This window comes from Streptomyces sp. SID3212, assembly GCF_009865405.1.
Taxonomy (GTDB): Bacteria; Actinomycetota; Actinomycetes; order Streptomycetales; family Streptomycetaceae; genus Streptomyces.
In genome coordinates this window covers 1-14,416 of sequence record NZ_WWJY01001102.1, presented here as the reverse complement: position 1 = coordinate 14,416, position 14,416 = coordinate 1, and the positions used below count along the sequence as shown (strand labels likewise).

The window sequence follows — 14,416 nt, the reverse complement described above, 5'->3', positions numbered from 1 at the left end:
GGTCGCCGCGGCGGCCGGCCTCGTACGCCTGGTCGGTCAGCCGCAGGAAGCCGTTCACGTCCAGCGTGGCGTCACGCAGCCTCAGGACGTATCCGTTGCTCGCCGACTCGATCGCCGCGGCGGCGCCGAGGAGCGGGCGCAGCCGGTAGACGTACGTGCGGACGGTCCCCCGGCCTCCGCGCGGTGCCCGTTCGCCCCACAGGACGTCGAGCGCCGTGTCCGTCTCGACCAGACGCCCCTCGTGCAGGAGGAGGAGGGCGAGCAGTGCTCGCTGCTGCGGGGTGCCAAGGCCGATCTCCTCGTCGTCCCGCCAGGCCCGCACGGGGCCGAGCAGCTCGAAGCGCGTCATCAGGTCAGTGTCCGCCGCTGCGGGCGCTCCTGGCGTGTCGGGCTTCCGGTCTCCACGGCCGGCGGGTCGGCCACGGCCCGCGCCGACGCGTGCGCCCATGCCGTGGTCGAGAGGAGTCCGAGGACGAGGACGGCCGTACCGTAACCGGCGTTGAGCCACCACGCGGTGCGGGTCCCGTGGGTGCCCCCGTCGGCGCCACCTGCGAGGACGGCACCCGCGACGGCGACGCCGAGGGTCGCGCCGACCTGTCGGCTCGTGGAGCTGATGCCGGTGGCGACGCCGATCCGCTCGCGCGGCATGCCGGCCACGGCGGCCTGGGAGACCGGGGCGCCGACGGCCGCGTTGCCGATCCCCATCACCGTGTAGGCGAGCAGCAGGAACCAGACGGGGGTGGCGCGGTCGACGACGGACAGCATGACGCCGGCGGCGCCGATGCCGGTTCCGGCGACGGCCAGCGGGATGCGGGGTCCGCGTACGGCCAGGACGCGTCCGCCGACCGGGCCGAGGACGAGGCCGGCCACCGCGAGCGGGAGGACGAGGAGTCCGGAGGTGAAGGCGGAGTACCCGCGTTCCTGCTGGAGGTAGAGGCTGTTGAGGAAGAGGAAGGAGCCGAGCGCCGCGAAGGAGAGCACGGCCGTCAGGCTCGACGCGGCGAACGGGAAACTGCGGAAGAAGCCCAGTTCGATGAGGGGTTCGGCGCGGCGTGGCTCGTACAGGAGAAGTCCGGTCAGGCAGAGGGCCGCGACGGCGAACGCGACCGCGATCGGCGCGGAGAGCCAGCCGAGCGCGGGCCCTTCGATGATGCCGAGGGTGAGGGCCGCGAGACCCGTGGTGACGAAGACCTGTCCGAACGGGTCGAAGCGGCGGGGGAACGGGGAGCGGGACTCGGGGACCACCCGCCGTGTCACGAGGAGCGCGGCGATCCCGATGGGCACGTTGATGAGGAAGATCCAGCGCCAGCCCGCAGGGGAGTCCACGAGCGCGCCGCCGACGATCGGCCCCAGTGCCAGGGACAGGCCGATCACACCGCCCCAGACGCCGAGCGCGCGGGCGCGCTCGGCGGGCTCGGTGTGGACGGTGCCGATGATCGCCATGGCGACGGGGTTCAGCGCCGCCGCGCCGAGGGCCTGCACCACCCGGAAGACGATCAGCCAGCCCAGCGTCGGTGCCACCGCGCAGAGTGCGGAGCCGACGACGAAGACGGCGAGGCCGAGGACGAAGATCCGCCGCCGGCCGAGCCGGTCCGCCGCCGACGACGCGAGGAGCAGGAAGGCCGCCAGGGTGACGGTGTAGGCGTCGACCACCCAGGACAGGGCGCTGGTGCCGACGTGGAAGCGGGCGCCGATCGTGGGCAGCGCCACGTTCACGCCGGTCATGTCGATCCCGATGAGCAGGACACTGACGCAGCACAGGGCGAGCAGCAGGGCCTTGCGCGGTGGAGTCGCCACGGCGGGGGTCATCTCTCAGACCTGCGCGTGGCCGCCGTCGACGAACAACTCGGCCCCGTTGACGAAGCTCGACGCCCCGGACGCGAGGAACACCGCCGAGGTGGCGATCTCCTTGGGCTCGGCGACCCGGCCCAGCGGGATCCTCGCCGCGAAGGAGCCGAGGAACGCCTCCTCCGCGCCTTCCTCCGCCAGGCCGAGGAGGCCCGGGGTCCTGGTCGGTCCCGGGGTCAGTACGTTCACCCGGATGCCACGTCCGCGCAGGTCGATCGCCCAGCTGCGGGCGAGGCTCCGTACGGCGGCCTTGCTCGCGGCGTAGACGCTGAAGCCCGGCCCGTCGACCTTGACCGTGGTGCTCGATCCGATGAGGATCACCGAGGCGTCGCCGCTCAGCAGCGGAAGCGCCCCCTGGACGGTGAAGAGGACGCCCTTGACGTTGGTGTCGAACGTGGAGGCGTACTGCTCCTCCGTGATCGCCCCCAGCGGCGCGCCGCTCCCGCCGCCGGCGTTGGCGACCAGGACGTCCACCCTGCCCTCGCGCTCCCCGACGGTACGGAAGAGCGCCTCGATCCCGGACAGGTCGGAGGCGTCGGTGCGGACGCCGTACGCTCCGGGGCCGATCTCCGCGACCACGGCGTCCAGTTCGGCCTTTCTGCGCCCCGTGAGGTAGACGCGGGCTCCTTCCGCCACGAACTCGGCGGCGATGGCCCGCCCGATACCGGACGAGCCTCCGGTGACAACGGCGATCTTGCCTTCGAGCGATGTGGTCACAGCGATGCTCCGTGGGGTTCCGTGGTGCCGGTGGACGATTCCGTGGTGCCGGTGGACGAGGTAGGTGAAGGGACGGCCACGGCATCCGCGGCCGGCGGGTAGTCGGTGTAGCCGCGGGGGCCGCCCTGGTAGAACGTCTCGCGGTCGCTGTCGGCGAGCGGGAGACGGTGTGCGAAGCGTCGCGGCAGGTCGGGGTTGCTGATGAACAGCGCCGCGAACGACACCAGGTCGGCGAGGCCTTCGCCGATGACGGCGTTGCCCGATTCCTGGTCGAGGCCGGCGTTCGCGATGAGGGTCCCCCGGTACAACGGCCGGAACAGTCCCAGCGATTCGAGTCGCTGCTCCGCCGTCACCCGTACGTTGGGCTGCCGGGTCATCATCAGGTGCAGGTAGGCGAGCGGGTGGTCGTCGAGGCGGGCCGCCACGTACTCGTGGACCGCCAGCACCTCGGGCGACGCCTCCGCCGACTCGCCCAGCACCTGGTGCGGGGCGAACTTGACGCCCACCCGGTGCGGCCCCCACACACCGACCACCGCGTCGATCACCTCGAACAGGAACCGTGCGCGGCCCTCGGCGGTGCCGCCGTAGGCGTCCGTACGCAGGTTGAGTGCGGGGTTCAGGAACTGGGCGATCAGATAGCCCCGTTGGGCGTGCAGCTCCACACCGTCGAAGCCGGCCAGCTTCGCGTTGACGGCGGCCGACCGGTACTGCTCCACGACCTCCGCGATCTGCGAGACGCTCAGGGCGCGGGGCGTGACGACGTGGGTGAGTCCGTTCGGTGTGAACACCGTGCCGCCGGGGTTGACCGCGGAGGGCGCGACCGGCAGGCGGCCCTGGTGGAAGTCCGGATGCGAGGCGGCGCCGGTGTGCGCGAGCTGCGCGAAGATGGCTCCGCCCTCGGCGTGCACCGCCGAGGTCACCTCGCGCCAGGCGCGGGCCTGTTCCTCGCTGTACATGCCGGGTACGTGCACCGCCCCGATCGCTCCGGCGCTGATCCAGGTGCCTTCCGACACGATCAGGCCGGCGCCGGCGCGCTGCCGGTAGTACTCGCTGTGCAGCTCCGTCGGGGCCAGCTCCGGATTCTCCGCCCGGGCCCGGGTCATCGGGGCCATGACCACGCGGTTGCGCAGGGTCAGCCCGTCGCCGAGATCGTACGGATCGAGCAGTGGCTGCTTCGCGGTGCGCAGCGGGAGGGACATCCCCGCCTCCTCGTCGTGACAGATGGATCAAGCTGGCCCGTCCACTGTCTCTCCGCGCCACCCATCACGTCCAACGATCGCTGATGATGGATGTCAGCATCAGCAGTGATAGGCCGGAGGCCTGAGAAGGCGCTACCGTCGCAGGTGAGGGGGACCACTCACCCACCCGCTCCACCCCGCACGGGGAAGGAAGAACCTCACATGAGCGAGCACACGAACGAGAACAAGGTGCTGACCGATCTCGTCCTCTCCGACTCGACGGTCCACGCGACCGTGGACGCTCCGTTCGACCAGGTCGACCTCGCCGACTGGCTGGGGAATCTGTCGGACGACGAGTACCAGCGCTGCGCGCCGGGCGAACACAAGGCCTGCGCCCACGGCATCACCGACGACGGCCGCCGCGAAACACTGAACGTCGAGATGATCGGCACCACCCTGACGATCCAGCACGCCGTGCACGACGTCTTCGAGAAGCACCACCTGCGCCTGGTGTCGCTGTCCGACGCGCTGACACCGAACGGCTGGACCACCTCGCAGGGCATCTGGGAACTCAGTGTCACGGACAACGGTGACGGCACCTGCCGGCTGAGCAACAGCATCCTCGCCCATCCGACCACGGAGGGCATGGAGTTCTACGAGGCGAACGGCATCACGTTCGAACAGGCCGCGTCAGCACGCCAGGAGGCCTCGGACGCCCACAACCACCGGGAGACCCCGAACTACGCCGCCAGCATCACCCGCAAGGCGCTGGCCTCCCGGCGCGCCTGAACACCGGCGGGACCGGGTGTACCGACACGACGGTGCGTGTCGGCAGAACCGGATGTGCCGGCAGGACGACGCGTGTGTCGGCAGTGTGAAATCTGACCGCTGCCGTTCCCGGCCGTCGACGCGCTGCTGTCGAGCGCTGCCAACGCTCGTGCCGCGCCAACACACCGACTGACACCGTGTGAGGCGTGTCACCGGCACTCCCAGCCGCCCGGAAAGGGGGTTAACGTCTGCCGCACACCCCCCAACACCCCCTCTTCGACAGGGAAGTCCGCCGTGACCGAGCTCCTTTTCAACGCGTTCCTGATGAACACCGCGTCCCACTACCACCATGGCCAATGGCGGCAGCCGGTCGCGCGCCAGGCCGACTTCAACGACGTCGACGTGTGGATCGATCTCGCCGAGCGGCTGGAGGCGGGGCTGTTCGACGGCATCTTCTTCGCGGACCAGGTCGGCGTACAGGGCCCGGCGGACGGCGACTTCAGCGGGAACGTACGGGAAGGTCTGCACATACCCAGCAACGACCCGGCGGTCCTCCTGTCGGCACTGGCCGTGCACACCGAACATCTCGGTCTCGCCTTCACCAGCTCGATCGTCCAGGAGCATCCCTTCGACTTCGCCCGCAAGGTGTCCACGCTCGACCACATCTCCCGTGGCCGCGTCGCGTGGAACATCGTCACCAGCGCCGTCGAGAACACCGCGCGCAACTTCGGCCTCGACCGGTTGCCGGAGCGGGAGGAGCGCTACCGGTGGGCGGCCGAGTACGTGGACGTCGTCTACAAGCTGTGGGAGGGCTCCTGGGACGAGGGCGCGGTCCTGAAGGACCGGGAGCGGGGCATCTACTCGGACCCCGCGAAGGTCCACCGGATCCATCACGTCGGTGAGCGCTACCGCGTCCTCGGCCCGCACCTGCCCTCGCCGTCGCCGCAGCGCACACCGGTGCTCTTCCAGGCCGGCGCCTCCGGACCGGGCAAGGCGTTCGCCGCCAGGAACGCGGAGGCCGTCTTCATCGCCGCGCCCACACCCGAGGTCGCCCGAGCCGTGATCGCGGAGATCCGCGCGCTCGCCGTCGTGGCGGGCAGGCGCGCCGAGGACATCAAGTTCTTCCAGGCGCTGACCTTTGTCATCGGCGACACCGAGGAAGAGGCTCGTGCGCAGGAGGCGCACCTGGAGAGCTTCATCAGCCCCGGGGGCTACCTCATCCAGCTGAACTACGGGAACCGCCCTGACGGTACGCCGTATCCGCTCGACACCCCCCTCTCCGAGGTCACGACGACGGGCAGCCAGGCCGTTCTGGACTGGACCCGTATGGGCGTCACCGAGGAGAACCCCGTGGTCGGCGACCTGGCGCGGATCCTGACGCGCCGTAACCGGGTGGTCGGTCCGCCCGCCCGGGTCGCCGACATCCTGGAGGAGTGGCAGGCCGCGGGCGTCGACGGCATCAACGTCACCAACTGGCACATCCCCGGCTCGTACCAGGAGGTCATCGACAAGCTCCTGCCGGAGCTGCGCCGCCGCGGCCTCGCCAAGACCTCGTACACCCCGGGCACCCTGCGCACGAAGCTCTTCGCCGCCGACGCCCACCTCAACGACCGGCACCCGGCCGCCGCTTACCGGGGAGCGTTCGCGACGGGCGCGTGAGAGACGCCGGAGATTACTTGACACGACATACATGTCGTGTCATCTTTCTCCTATGACAACTCACCCGAACCCCGCCCCCGTCCAGCGCGTCTCCGTGGTCAGCACCGGTGAGGTGAGGATCCGGCCCGAGCACCGGGCCGCGACCCGCACCCCGATGTACTGGTGGCTGGCCACGTCGCGGCGCTGGACCGAGCCGCTGCCGATCAACGTGTACGTGGTCGAACACCGCGACGGACTCGTGCTGTTCGACACCGGCCAGGACCGCGCGTCGGTGACCGACCCGGCCTACTTCCCCGGCGGTCCTGTCGGGCTGATCTACAAGAGGCTCGCCCGCTTCGACATCGCCCCCCACCAGACCCTCACCGGCCAACTCGCCGCCCTCGGCCACGACATCCGCGATGTCACCACCGCCGTCGTCTCCCACCTGCACCAGGACCACATCGGCGGCCTGCGCGAACTGCCCCACGCCGAGATCGTCGTCAGCCGCCGCGAGTGGGAGACCCTGGACGAACGGGCCCCCGAACAGAAGGGGTTGCTGCGCTCCCACATCCGGATCCCCGGCCTGCGCTGGAAGCACGTCGATCCCCGGCCGCTCGCCGATCCCGCCCTCGCCCCCTTCACCGGCGGACACGACCTGTTCGGCGACGGCAGCATGGTCCTCCTGCCCACACCAGGACACACCCCGGGTTCCCTGTCGATGCTCGTCCGCGGGCCCCACCACCCGCCGCTGCTCATGGTCGGTGACGTCACGTACGACTCCGCCCTGCTCGAAGCGGGACACGTGCCGGGGGTGGGCGAGAGGAAGCGCCTCACCGACACCACCGCGATGATCAACGAAATGCGCCGGCGCAACCCCGGGCTGACCGTCCTGGCCGCCCACGACCCCGGCGCCGCCGCCGCTCTCGCCGCCGCCACCCGGGGGAGCCGGCTCGCGGAGGCGGCCCGAGCCTGACCGAGCACGGGCCCGTACGCATACCCGTACGCCTACCCGACAGAGCCCCAACAGTCCCAACAGCCCCGACAGGACAAGGACCTGACATGACCAGCCAGCACGCCACCCGTTTCCTCGACGCCTCCCCCGCCCAGGTCCGCCACGCCCTCCTGGATCCCCTCGCCCTGCGCGACTGGAACCCGGCGTTCAAGCACGTCGACGGCCCCGCCCGCGCCGCCACCGGAGTGCCGTACGCCCTCACCGTGATCGGCGGATTGACCGGGACCTGGCAGTACACCCGTATCGAAGAGGGAGAGATCGACTGCACGTGGCAGGTCCCCGGCTTCCAGGAGACCGGCACCTGGCGCCTCCGGCCCCACCTCCACGGCACCCTGGTCACCCACGAGTTCACCCACCAGGGGCCCCTGGCCCGCGCCCTCGCCAAGGCGTACCGGGGCGTGGCCGAGCTGCGGCTGGACCGTCTCACCGCACGCGCGGCCCACGTGGGGCTCCTCGCCGACGCGGCCGTATGAGCGAATCCGCCGTCACCGATCAGGGAGAATGCCCCCATGCCCGCCATGCGTCCCGCCGAGGAACTCCGCTACCTGATCCTGGCCGCCCAACGGGAAGGCAACCGGCTGCTCGGCCAGGCCCTCAAACCCCTGGGGGTCACCACCTCCCAGGCAGAGGTCATCCGCGTCCTGGAAGAGCGCCAGCCCCTCACCCTGAACGGTCTGGGCGACCTGCTGGTCTGCGAGAGCGGCAGTCCCAGCCGCCTCGTCGACCGGCTGGTCTCCGCCGGACTGGTCACCCGTGAAGCAGCCGCGCACGACCGCCGCCACATCGAGATCGCGCTCACCCCCGCCGGCGCCCGACTGGCCCGCCAGGTGGCGGAGATCGAGGAAACCCTCTACCGGTCCATCGACGCCCTGACCCACACGCACGACACCGCACAACTCACGGATTTCCTCCGCGCCTTCGTGGCCGGCCTCCCCTCCGGCCAGGCCCTGGTCAACCGCATGGCGTGACACCGGCCGGGTGTCACGCGGGCACCGCCGCCCCGGAGCCTCACAGGAAACGGCGAATGGGGGTGACGGCCGCCTCCCGCAGCCGTTGCGCGGCCGGGCGGCGCTTCCAGCGCCCCTTCTCGATCCGCTCGCTGACCGCCAGGTCCTCGTCGAAGTGACCGTCCAGCGTGGCGGTGAAGTCCTCGTCCAGGACAGCGAGCATCACCTCTTCGTCGTGGTCGAGGGAGCGGCGGTTGAAGTTGGTCGAGCCGATCAGGGCGGCGATCCGGTCGACGGTGATGACCTTGGCGTGCATCATCGTCGGCTGGTACTCGAAGATCTTCACTCCGCAGGCGAGGAGGTCGTCGTAGTGGTTCTGGCCCGCCAGCTGGCAGACCCGCTTGTCGGTGTGGGGGCCGGGCAGCAGGATCTCCACCTCGACGCCGCGCCGGGCCGCCGCGCACAGCAGCTCGATGAAGTACGGGTCGGGGGCGAAGTACGCGGTGGCCAGGCGGAACCGTTCCTGCGCCGACTCGATCATGACGCGCAGGAGGGTCTGCATGTCCTGCCAGCCGAAGCTCGCCGAACCGCGGACCACCTGGACGACGGCGTCCCCCTGCGGCTCGTGGCCGGTGAAGCGGTCGTGCGCGTCGAAGAGGGTGTCGTGGCACTCGGCCCAGTTCTGCGCGAAGGCCGCGGCCACGCCGTCGACCGCGGGGCCGCGCACCTGGACGTGGGTGTCACGCCATTCGTTCGCGTTGTTGGCGTTGCCGCACCACTCCTCGGCGATTCCCACCCCGCCGGTGTACGCGACCCGTTCGTCCACGACGAGCACCTTGCGGTGGCACCGGTGGTTCTGCTTCAGCGGCGAGAGGTACAGCGGCTTGCGGAACCACTCCACCTCCGCACCAGCCGCCTCCATCAGATCGAGCAGATCCTTCTCGATCAGCCTGCTGCCGAAGCCGTCCAGCAGCAGCCGTACGCGGACCCCTTCGCGCGCCCGGTCCGCCAGGGCCGTCGCGAATTGGCGGGCTATCTCACCCCGCCAGTACACGAACGTCATCATGTCGATCGTGTACTCGGCGCCGCGGATGCTCTCCAGCATCGCCGCGAAGATCTCGTCCCCGTTGCGCAGCGGAAGCAGCGTGTTGCCTTCCGTGGCGGCGATCCCGATCAGCCGTTCCAGGCGGCGCCGCATCCGCTGCTTCCGCTCCGGTACGGTTCCGGGCCGGTCGGGGACGTCCGGGGTGGGTTCGAGTTCACTGCGTGCGCTGGTCATACGGTTCCGCCGTGCCGGGAGAGGCCACGCCTCCGCGTTTCCGGCTACCGCTGAGGCGACTGCGAGCCGGTCGGAAGGGGTGGCCGGCGCAGCTCGACCAAGAGTCTGGCCGCGAACGCGGTCCTCAAACCCGTCCTGGCGGGGGTACGCCACGGCCGTTCCGTCAGGGGCCGTGGTCCGCCTCGGCGAAAGCGGGTGACTCGGTGGAGGCCCGGGGTACGGAGGGGCGTTCGGCGACGGCGCTGACGGCCGTGATGAGAAGGGTCAGGGCGACACCACCCAGGATCGCGACCGAAGGGGTCGCCAGATTCAGCGCCACGGCGGACAGGGACGCGGTGAGGCTGTAGCCCACCCCCTGGACCGCGTACATGACGGAGTACGCGGCGGCGTGGGCGTGTTCGGGCAGGCGCTCGCGGAGGCTGAGATTGCGGGTGACCATGACCCCGGACTGGAAGACGCCCGCCAGGAGAAGGCCGGCGGCGATGCCCGGCAGGCCCGGCAGGAACGCGACCAGACAGACGCAGCCGGCGGTGACCGCGAGGAACACCAGGCTCTGGACCCGGACGGAGCCGGGCCAGTTCCGCAGGCCGTAGCAGAACGCGCCGGCGGCGCTGGCCAGCGCGAATCCCGCGAGCAGCGGCCCTGACCACCCGACGGCGACGTTACGGTCTTCCAGGAGGGCCGGCAGGACGAGTTCCGCGGTGGCCAGCATCGCCATGGCGGCCGCGCTGGTGAGGTAGACGGGCCAGCCGGACAGCAGGGTCCGCGTCATCGGCGCCGCGGTCCGCCCGGTGGGTTCGGTGACCCGGGGTTCCGGGAGCCGCAGCACGAGGAGCGCGCCTGCGGCGGCCAGCAGCGCGCCCAGGATCAGGGGGGCTCCCGGGTGCACCTGGAGGGACAGGAGGACCACCAGGCCGGGCGCCGCGGCCCAGGTGATCTGGGTCAGGGTCGCCTCGGCGCTCAGGGCGCGGGGTACGGCGTCGTCGGCCACCAGCCGGGTCAGCATGACGCGGACACCGCCGGGGCAGGCGGCCGGGGCCGCGCCGGCCAGGAAGGCGAGGGCGATGAGGACGGGGGACGGGGCGGACGCCGCGAGCGGCAGGGCGCAGAAGGCGAGGGCGCCCACCATCAGCCCGGCCGAGAGCTGCGGCCTCATCCGGCCGCGGCCCAGGCGGGTCCCGAGCAGGGGGGCGCCGACGACCTCTCCGAGGACGTACGCGGAGGCCAGGATCGCGCCCAGGGTGTAGCCCCCCTGGCTCTCCCGGCTCAGGAACACCACCGCGAGCGGTGCCATGGCCACCGGGGCCTTGCTGGCGAGTGCGACCAGGGCCCACAGCAGGAGCTCACGGGTCATCAGGTCCCGGTAGCGGGGTTTTGCGGCGGACAACTCGATCAGCCTTTCGTGCCGAGGGGGGCGAGCAGGTCCTCGACGGCCTGTTCCAGTTCCTGGGCGTGCCCGGCGTCCCGCGCCACGACGCAGTACTCGCCGAAACCGCCCGACGCGCTGCTGTCGTCCACGGTGATCAGCACACCGGTGCGCGAGTCGGGGTCGTAGGCCAGACCGTGGTCGGCGAGGGCCTGGACGGTGGTGGTGAAGGGCGGGAAGGTGCAGCGGCGCAGCTCGACCAGGATCCGCTCCTCGAAGTAGTCGTCGCCGACGACGCGTTCGCCGATGCGGTGGATGTGGGTGGAGCCGCCCGTACGGCAGTTGAACTCGTTGATGAGGATGTTCCGGGCGGGCGTGACGATGGCGTCGATGCTGACGATGCCGCGGTAGCCCATCGCGTGGATCGGGTGGCACAGGCGCCGTACGGCGTCCAGGAAGCCCGGGAAGGCGGGCAGTTCCGCCGAAGGGGCGGGCACGATCAGCCCGTTGAGCACGGGCTTCATCCGCATCTCGCCGTGTCCCGTGAACTCCGTGCCGTGCTCCTCGATCCGGACCTCGGCGTAGATGGGGGCGGAGTCCGGTACGTACTTCTCGATCACCACCCGGTTGCGCCCGCCGTCGGTGAGCCAGGACCAGCGTTCCGTCAGGTACGCGGCGAGGTCTTCGCGGCTCGTGGTGACCACGGCACGCTGGGCGCCGAGCGGGTCGACGCCGGGTACGGGGCTGACGATCTCGTTGCCGAATCCCGCGACGTGGAAGTCCTGCTTGAGGATGGCGGGGTGGCCCTGGGAGAGCACGCGTTCCCAGAGGAAGTCCTCGGCCTCCTCCCGGTTCGCGAACACACCGCCGGGCGGCACGGGTGCGCCCGCCCCGCCGGCCAGGGCGCGGAAGGTGGCCTTGCTGTTCAGCAGCCGGCCGCCGCTCTGGTCGAGGAAGCCGAAGCCGGGGATCGTCTTGTCCAGGCCGAGCGTCCGGGTCAGTTCGGCCACGGAGCTGTCGAAGTGGAAGGGCAGGACGCGGTCGACGTCATGTGTCTGTACGGCGTCTCCGAGGGCGGTGAGGAATCCCTCGTCGGTGAGCCGGTCCTGGGACAGCACGCCCTCCCCGAAGCGGCCGGGCGGTGGTACGAGCACCTGGACCGAGTCGCGGGGGATCCCCAGGGCGGCGGTGACGTACCGCAGGAACTCCTCGTGCACGGGCATGGGGAGGACGAGCACATCGCCCTCCTGGAGGCACCACGCCATCCGCTGCGCCTGATTTCCCACGTACAGCCGGTATTCCGGGTCGAGTAATTCGAGGTCGCCCACCATTTCCTCGGTCCGCTGATTGCTGATGATCAGTGTGGTCATTGTTCGGCGCTCGCTTTCCGTGCGGCTCGGGAGTTTCGCCATTGTGTTGCCGTCTCTCCGGGAGAACCACTACTCACGCGAGTAGAACCGCAGGCCGCCGCTCCTACCGGGTCGGGTGGTGCGGCCGCGTCGGGCGCCCGGCTACTGTCCAGGTGACCTTGCCGAGGAGAGGGATTTCACCATGACCGCTATCGGGGTCAACAGCCCTGTGACGGACGCCGAGGTGTTCGCCGCTCATGAAGGTGGAAAACTGAGCGTGGGTGTCACCACCGCATTCCACGACTCCCGTGCGCTGTCCATCGCCTATACCCCGGGCGTAGCCACGGTCAGTACCGCGATCGCGCGGGACCCGGGTCTCGCGGACCGCTACACCTGGGCCGGCCGGCTGGTCGTCGTGGTCACCGACGGGACCGCGGTGCTCGGCCTGGGCGACGTGGGGCCGGCCGCGGCCCTGCCCGTCATGGAGGGAAAGGCCGCCCTGCTCAAGGAGTTCGGCGGACTGAACGCGATACCGCTGGTGCTGGACACCACCGACGTGGACGAGATCGTCGAGACGCTGGTACGGCTGCGGCCGTCGTACGGCGCGGTGAGCCTGGAGGACGTCGCGGCGCCCCGGTGCTTCGAGTTGGAGGACCGGCTGGTCCAGGCCCTGGACTGCCCGGTGATGCACGACGACCAGCACGGTACGGCCATCGCGGTGCTGGCGGCACTGCGCAACGCGTGCGCGGTGGTCGGCCGGGCCGTGACGCGGCAGCGCGTCGTCGTCTCCGGCGCCGGGGCGGCGGGGGTCGCGTGTGCGCGGATCCTGCTCGCGGCAGGGGTCACCGATGTCACCGTGCTCGATTCGCGCGGCATCCTCGTCCCGGGACGGGCCCACATGAATCCGGCGAAGACCGCGCTGGCCGGGTCCACGAATCCCCGCGGGCTGCGCGGCGGTCTCGCCGGGGCACTGCGGGGTGCCGACGTGTTCGTGGGGGTGTCCAGTTCCACGGTGCCGGAGGAGCTGATCGCTTCGATGGCGCCCGGCGCGATCGTCTTCGCGCTCTCCAATCCCACCCCGGAGATCCGTCCGGAGGTGGCCGGGCGGTACGCGGCGGTGGTGGGGACGGGCGGCAGTGACCATCCCAACCAGATCATCAACACCCTTGCCTCGCCGGGGATCTACCGGGGGGCGCTGGACGCGGGCGCCCGGTGGATCACCGAGGGGATGAAGCTCGCCGCCGCCGACGCGATCGCGGAGGTCGCCGCCGCCGATCTGGCCGCGGACCGCATCGTCCCGCACTCGCTCGACCCGAGGGTGATGCCCGCGGTCGCCTCCGCCGTGGCGCGGGCGGCCCTCGAGGACGGCGCGTCGGCGAGGGACCGTCCCGAGGCGTGCCGCCTGTCGCCCGGTACCTCGCTCTCGTACTGACCCCCCACACGCGGACGGAGTCCCGACGGCATGGCCTCGGTACAGGATGTGATCGCTTCACTGCCCGCCTTACAACAGCCCGACTGGGCCGACCCCGAAGGGGTCGAGCGGGTACGGAAAAGACTGTCGGCCGCGCCGCCGCTGGTCCACGCGGAGGACGTGGCGGCCCTGCGGGACCATCTCGTGGTGGCCGCGGCGGGCGAGTTGCAGATCGTCCAGTCCGGTGACTGCGCGGAGGACTGGGCCGAGTGCACCCCCGACGACCTCGCCCGCAAGACCGGTCTGCTGGACGTCCTGGCGGGCACCATGGCCATGGCCGCGCGCCGCCCGGTCCTGCGGGTGGGCCGGCTGGCCGGCCAGTTCGCCAAACCCCGCTCCCGGCCGACCGAGACCGTGGGCGGCGTGGAACTGCCGGTCTACCGCGGCCACATGGTGAACTCCCCGGAACCCGACGCCGAGTTGCGCCGCCCCGACCCCGCCCGCCTGCTGACCGGCTACCAGGCCTCCAAACGTGTCATGGACCTGCTCGGATGGCGGGGCGGACCCCACCGGTCACGGTCCGGCGCACCGGTGTGGACGAGCCACGAGGCGCTGCTGCTGGACTACGAACTGCCTCTGGTACGACGGCAGCCCGACGGGCGGCTGCTGCTCACCTCCACCCACTGGCCGTGGATCGGCGAGCGCACCCGGCAGCTCGACGGCGCCCACGTGGCCCTGCTCGCCGCCGTGGCGAATCCGGTGGCCTGCAAGGTCGGCCCCGGCATGACCCCGGACGACCTGCTGGCGCTGTGCGAGCGGCTCGACCCCCGGCGCGAGCCGGGACGGCTCACCCTGATCGCGCGGATGGGCGCCGGGGCCGTGGCCGACCGGCTGCCGCCGCTG

At 71.2% G+C, this 14,416-nt stretch carries 14 protein-coding genes; 7 read left to right on the top strand and 7 right to left on the bottom strand.

All coding sequences use genetic code 11. The features are described from left to right. The 4 genes from GT042_RS32625 to GT042_RS32610 all read right to left on the bottom strand — a co-directional run. Positions 1–349: winged helix-turn-helix domain-containing protein (locus GT042_RS32625; protein ID WP_202534382.1), on the bottom strand; the 349-nt coding region annotated here is incomplete at its 3' end. Beyond that, entirely contained in the window at positions 349–1,797 is a 1,449-nt protein-coding gene (locus tag GT042_RS32620) for a DHA2 family efflux MFS transporter permease subunit (RefSeq protein WP_345944009.1), read from the bottom strand. The genes GT042_RS32620 and GT042_RS32625, both read right to left, overlap by 1 nt. Before the next feature lie 15 nt (positions 1,798–1,812). Next, entirely contained in the window at positions 1,813–2,565 is a 753-nt protein-coding gene (locus GT042_RS32615) for an SDR family oxidoreductase (RefSeq protein WP_161312296.1), read from the bottom strand. Beyond that, positions 2,562–3,764: an alkene reductase gene (locus tag GT042_RS32610; protein WP_161312295.1), complete on the bottom strand. Its 1,203-nt coding sequence runs from the start codon at positions 3,762–3,764 to the stop codon at positions 2,562–2,564. Before GT042_RS32610 ends, GT042_RS32615 begins: the two co-directional genes overlap by 4 nt. A 201-nt stretch (positions 3,765–3,965) precedes the next feature. Between GT042_RS32610 and GT042_RS32605 the strand changes: the two genes are divergently transcribed. The 5 genes from GT042_RS32605 (at position 3,966) to GT042_RS32585 (ending at position 8,129) form a co-directional block, all read left to right on the top strand. Next, positions 3,966–4,532, top strand: coding sequence for a hypothetical protein (locus tag GT042_RS32605; protein ID WP_161312294.1), 567 nt, complete (start codon positions 3,966–3,968; stop codon positions 4,530–4,532). 273 nt (positions 4,533–4,805) lie between these two features. Then, positions 4,806–6,170, top strand: a complete 1,365-nt coding sequence (locus GT042_RS32600) for an LLM class flavin-dependent oxidoreductase (protein ID WP_202534380.1) — start codon at positions 4,806–4,808, stop codon at positions 6,168–6,170. A 52-nt stretch (positions 6,171–6,222) separates the two neighbouring features. After that, positions 6,223–7,122 carry an N-acyl homoserine lactonase family protein gene (locus GT042_RS32595; RefSeq protein WP_161312293.1) on the top strand — a complete coding sequence of 300 codons (900 nt, stop codon included), beginning with the start codon at positions 6,223–6,225 and terminating at the stop codon, positions 7,120–7,122. An 86-nt stretch (positions 7,123–7,208) separates the two neighbouring features. After that, complete coding sequence (locus tag GT042_RS32590) at positions 7,209–7,634, top strand: SRPBCC family protein (RefSeq protein ID WP_161312292.1); 426 nt, start codon at positions 7,209–7,211, stop codon at positions 7,632–7,634. A 36-nt stretch (positions 7,635–7,670) separates the two neighbouring features. Continuing rightward, positions 7,671–8,129, top strand: a complete 459-nt coding sequence (locus GT042_RS32585) for a MarR family transcriptional regulator (RefSeq protein WP_237531432.1) — start codon at positions 7,671–7,673, stop codon at positions 8,127–8,129. 40 nt (positions 8,130–8,169) lie between these two features. Here the strand turns inward: GT042_RS32585 and GT042_RS32580 are convergent, their stop codons facing one another. The 3 genes from GT042_RS32580 to GT042_RS32570 all read right to left on the bottom strand — a co-directional run bounded on the left by GT042_RS32580 (position 8,170) and on the right by GT042_RS32570 (position 12,123). Beyond that, positions 8,170–9,306 (bottom strand): phospholipase D-like domain-containing protein, encoded by a 1,137-nt coding sequence (locus tag GT042_RS32580; RefSeq protein WP_237531433.1) that lies wholly within the window; start codon positions 9,304–9,306, stop codon positions 8,170–8,172. Between the two features lie 244 nt (positions 9,307–9,550). Next, complete coding sequence (locus tag GT042_RS32575) at positions 9,551–10,741, bottom strand: MFS transporter (RefSeq protein ID WP_161312290.1); 1,191 nt, start codon at positions 10,739–10,741, stop codon at positions 9,551–9,553. 38 nt (positions 10,742–10,779) lie between these two features. After that, the gene (locus GT042_RS32570; protein WP_161312289.1) at positions 10,780–12,123 is read right to left on the bottom strand and encodes a peptide ligase PGM1-related protein; all 1,344 of its coding nucleotides are present in this window, start codon (positions 12,121–12,123) and stop codon (positions 10,780–10,782) included. A 181-nt stretch (positions 12,124–12,304) separates the two neighbouring features. On the opposite strand from GT042_RS32570, the gene GT042_RS32565 reads away from it, so the two are divergent. Beyond that, positions 12,305–13,534 carry an NADP-dependent malic enzyme gene (locus GT042_RS32565; RefSeq protein WP_161312288.1) on the top strand — a complete coding sequence of 410 codons (1,230 nt, stop codon included), beginning with the start codon at positions 12,305–12,307 and terminating at the stop codon, positions 13,532–13,534. 30 nt (positions 13,535–13,564) lie between these two features. Beyond that, positions 13,565–14,416 (top strand): 3-deoxy-7-phosphoheptulonate synthase (locus tag GT042_RS32560; protein ID WP_161312287.1); only part of this gene is annotated, 852 nt, incomplete at its 3' end.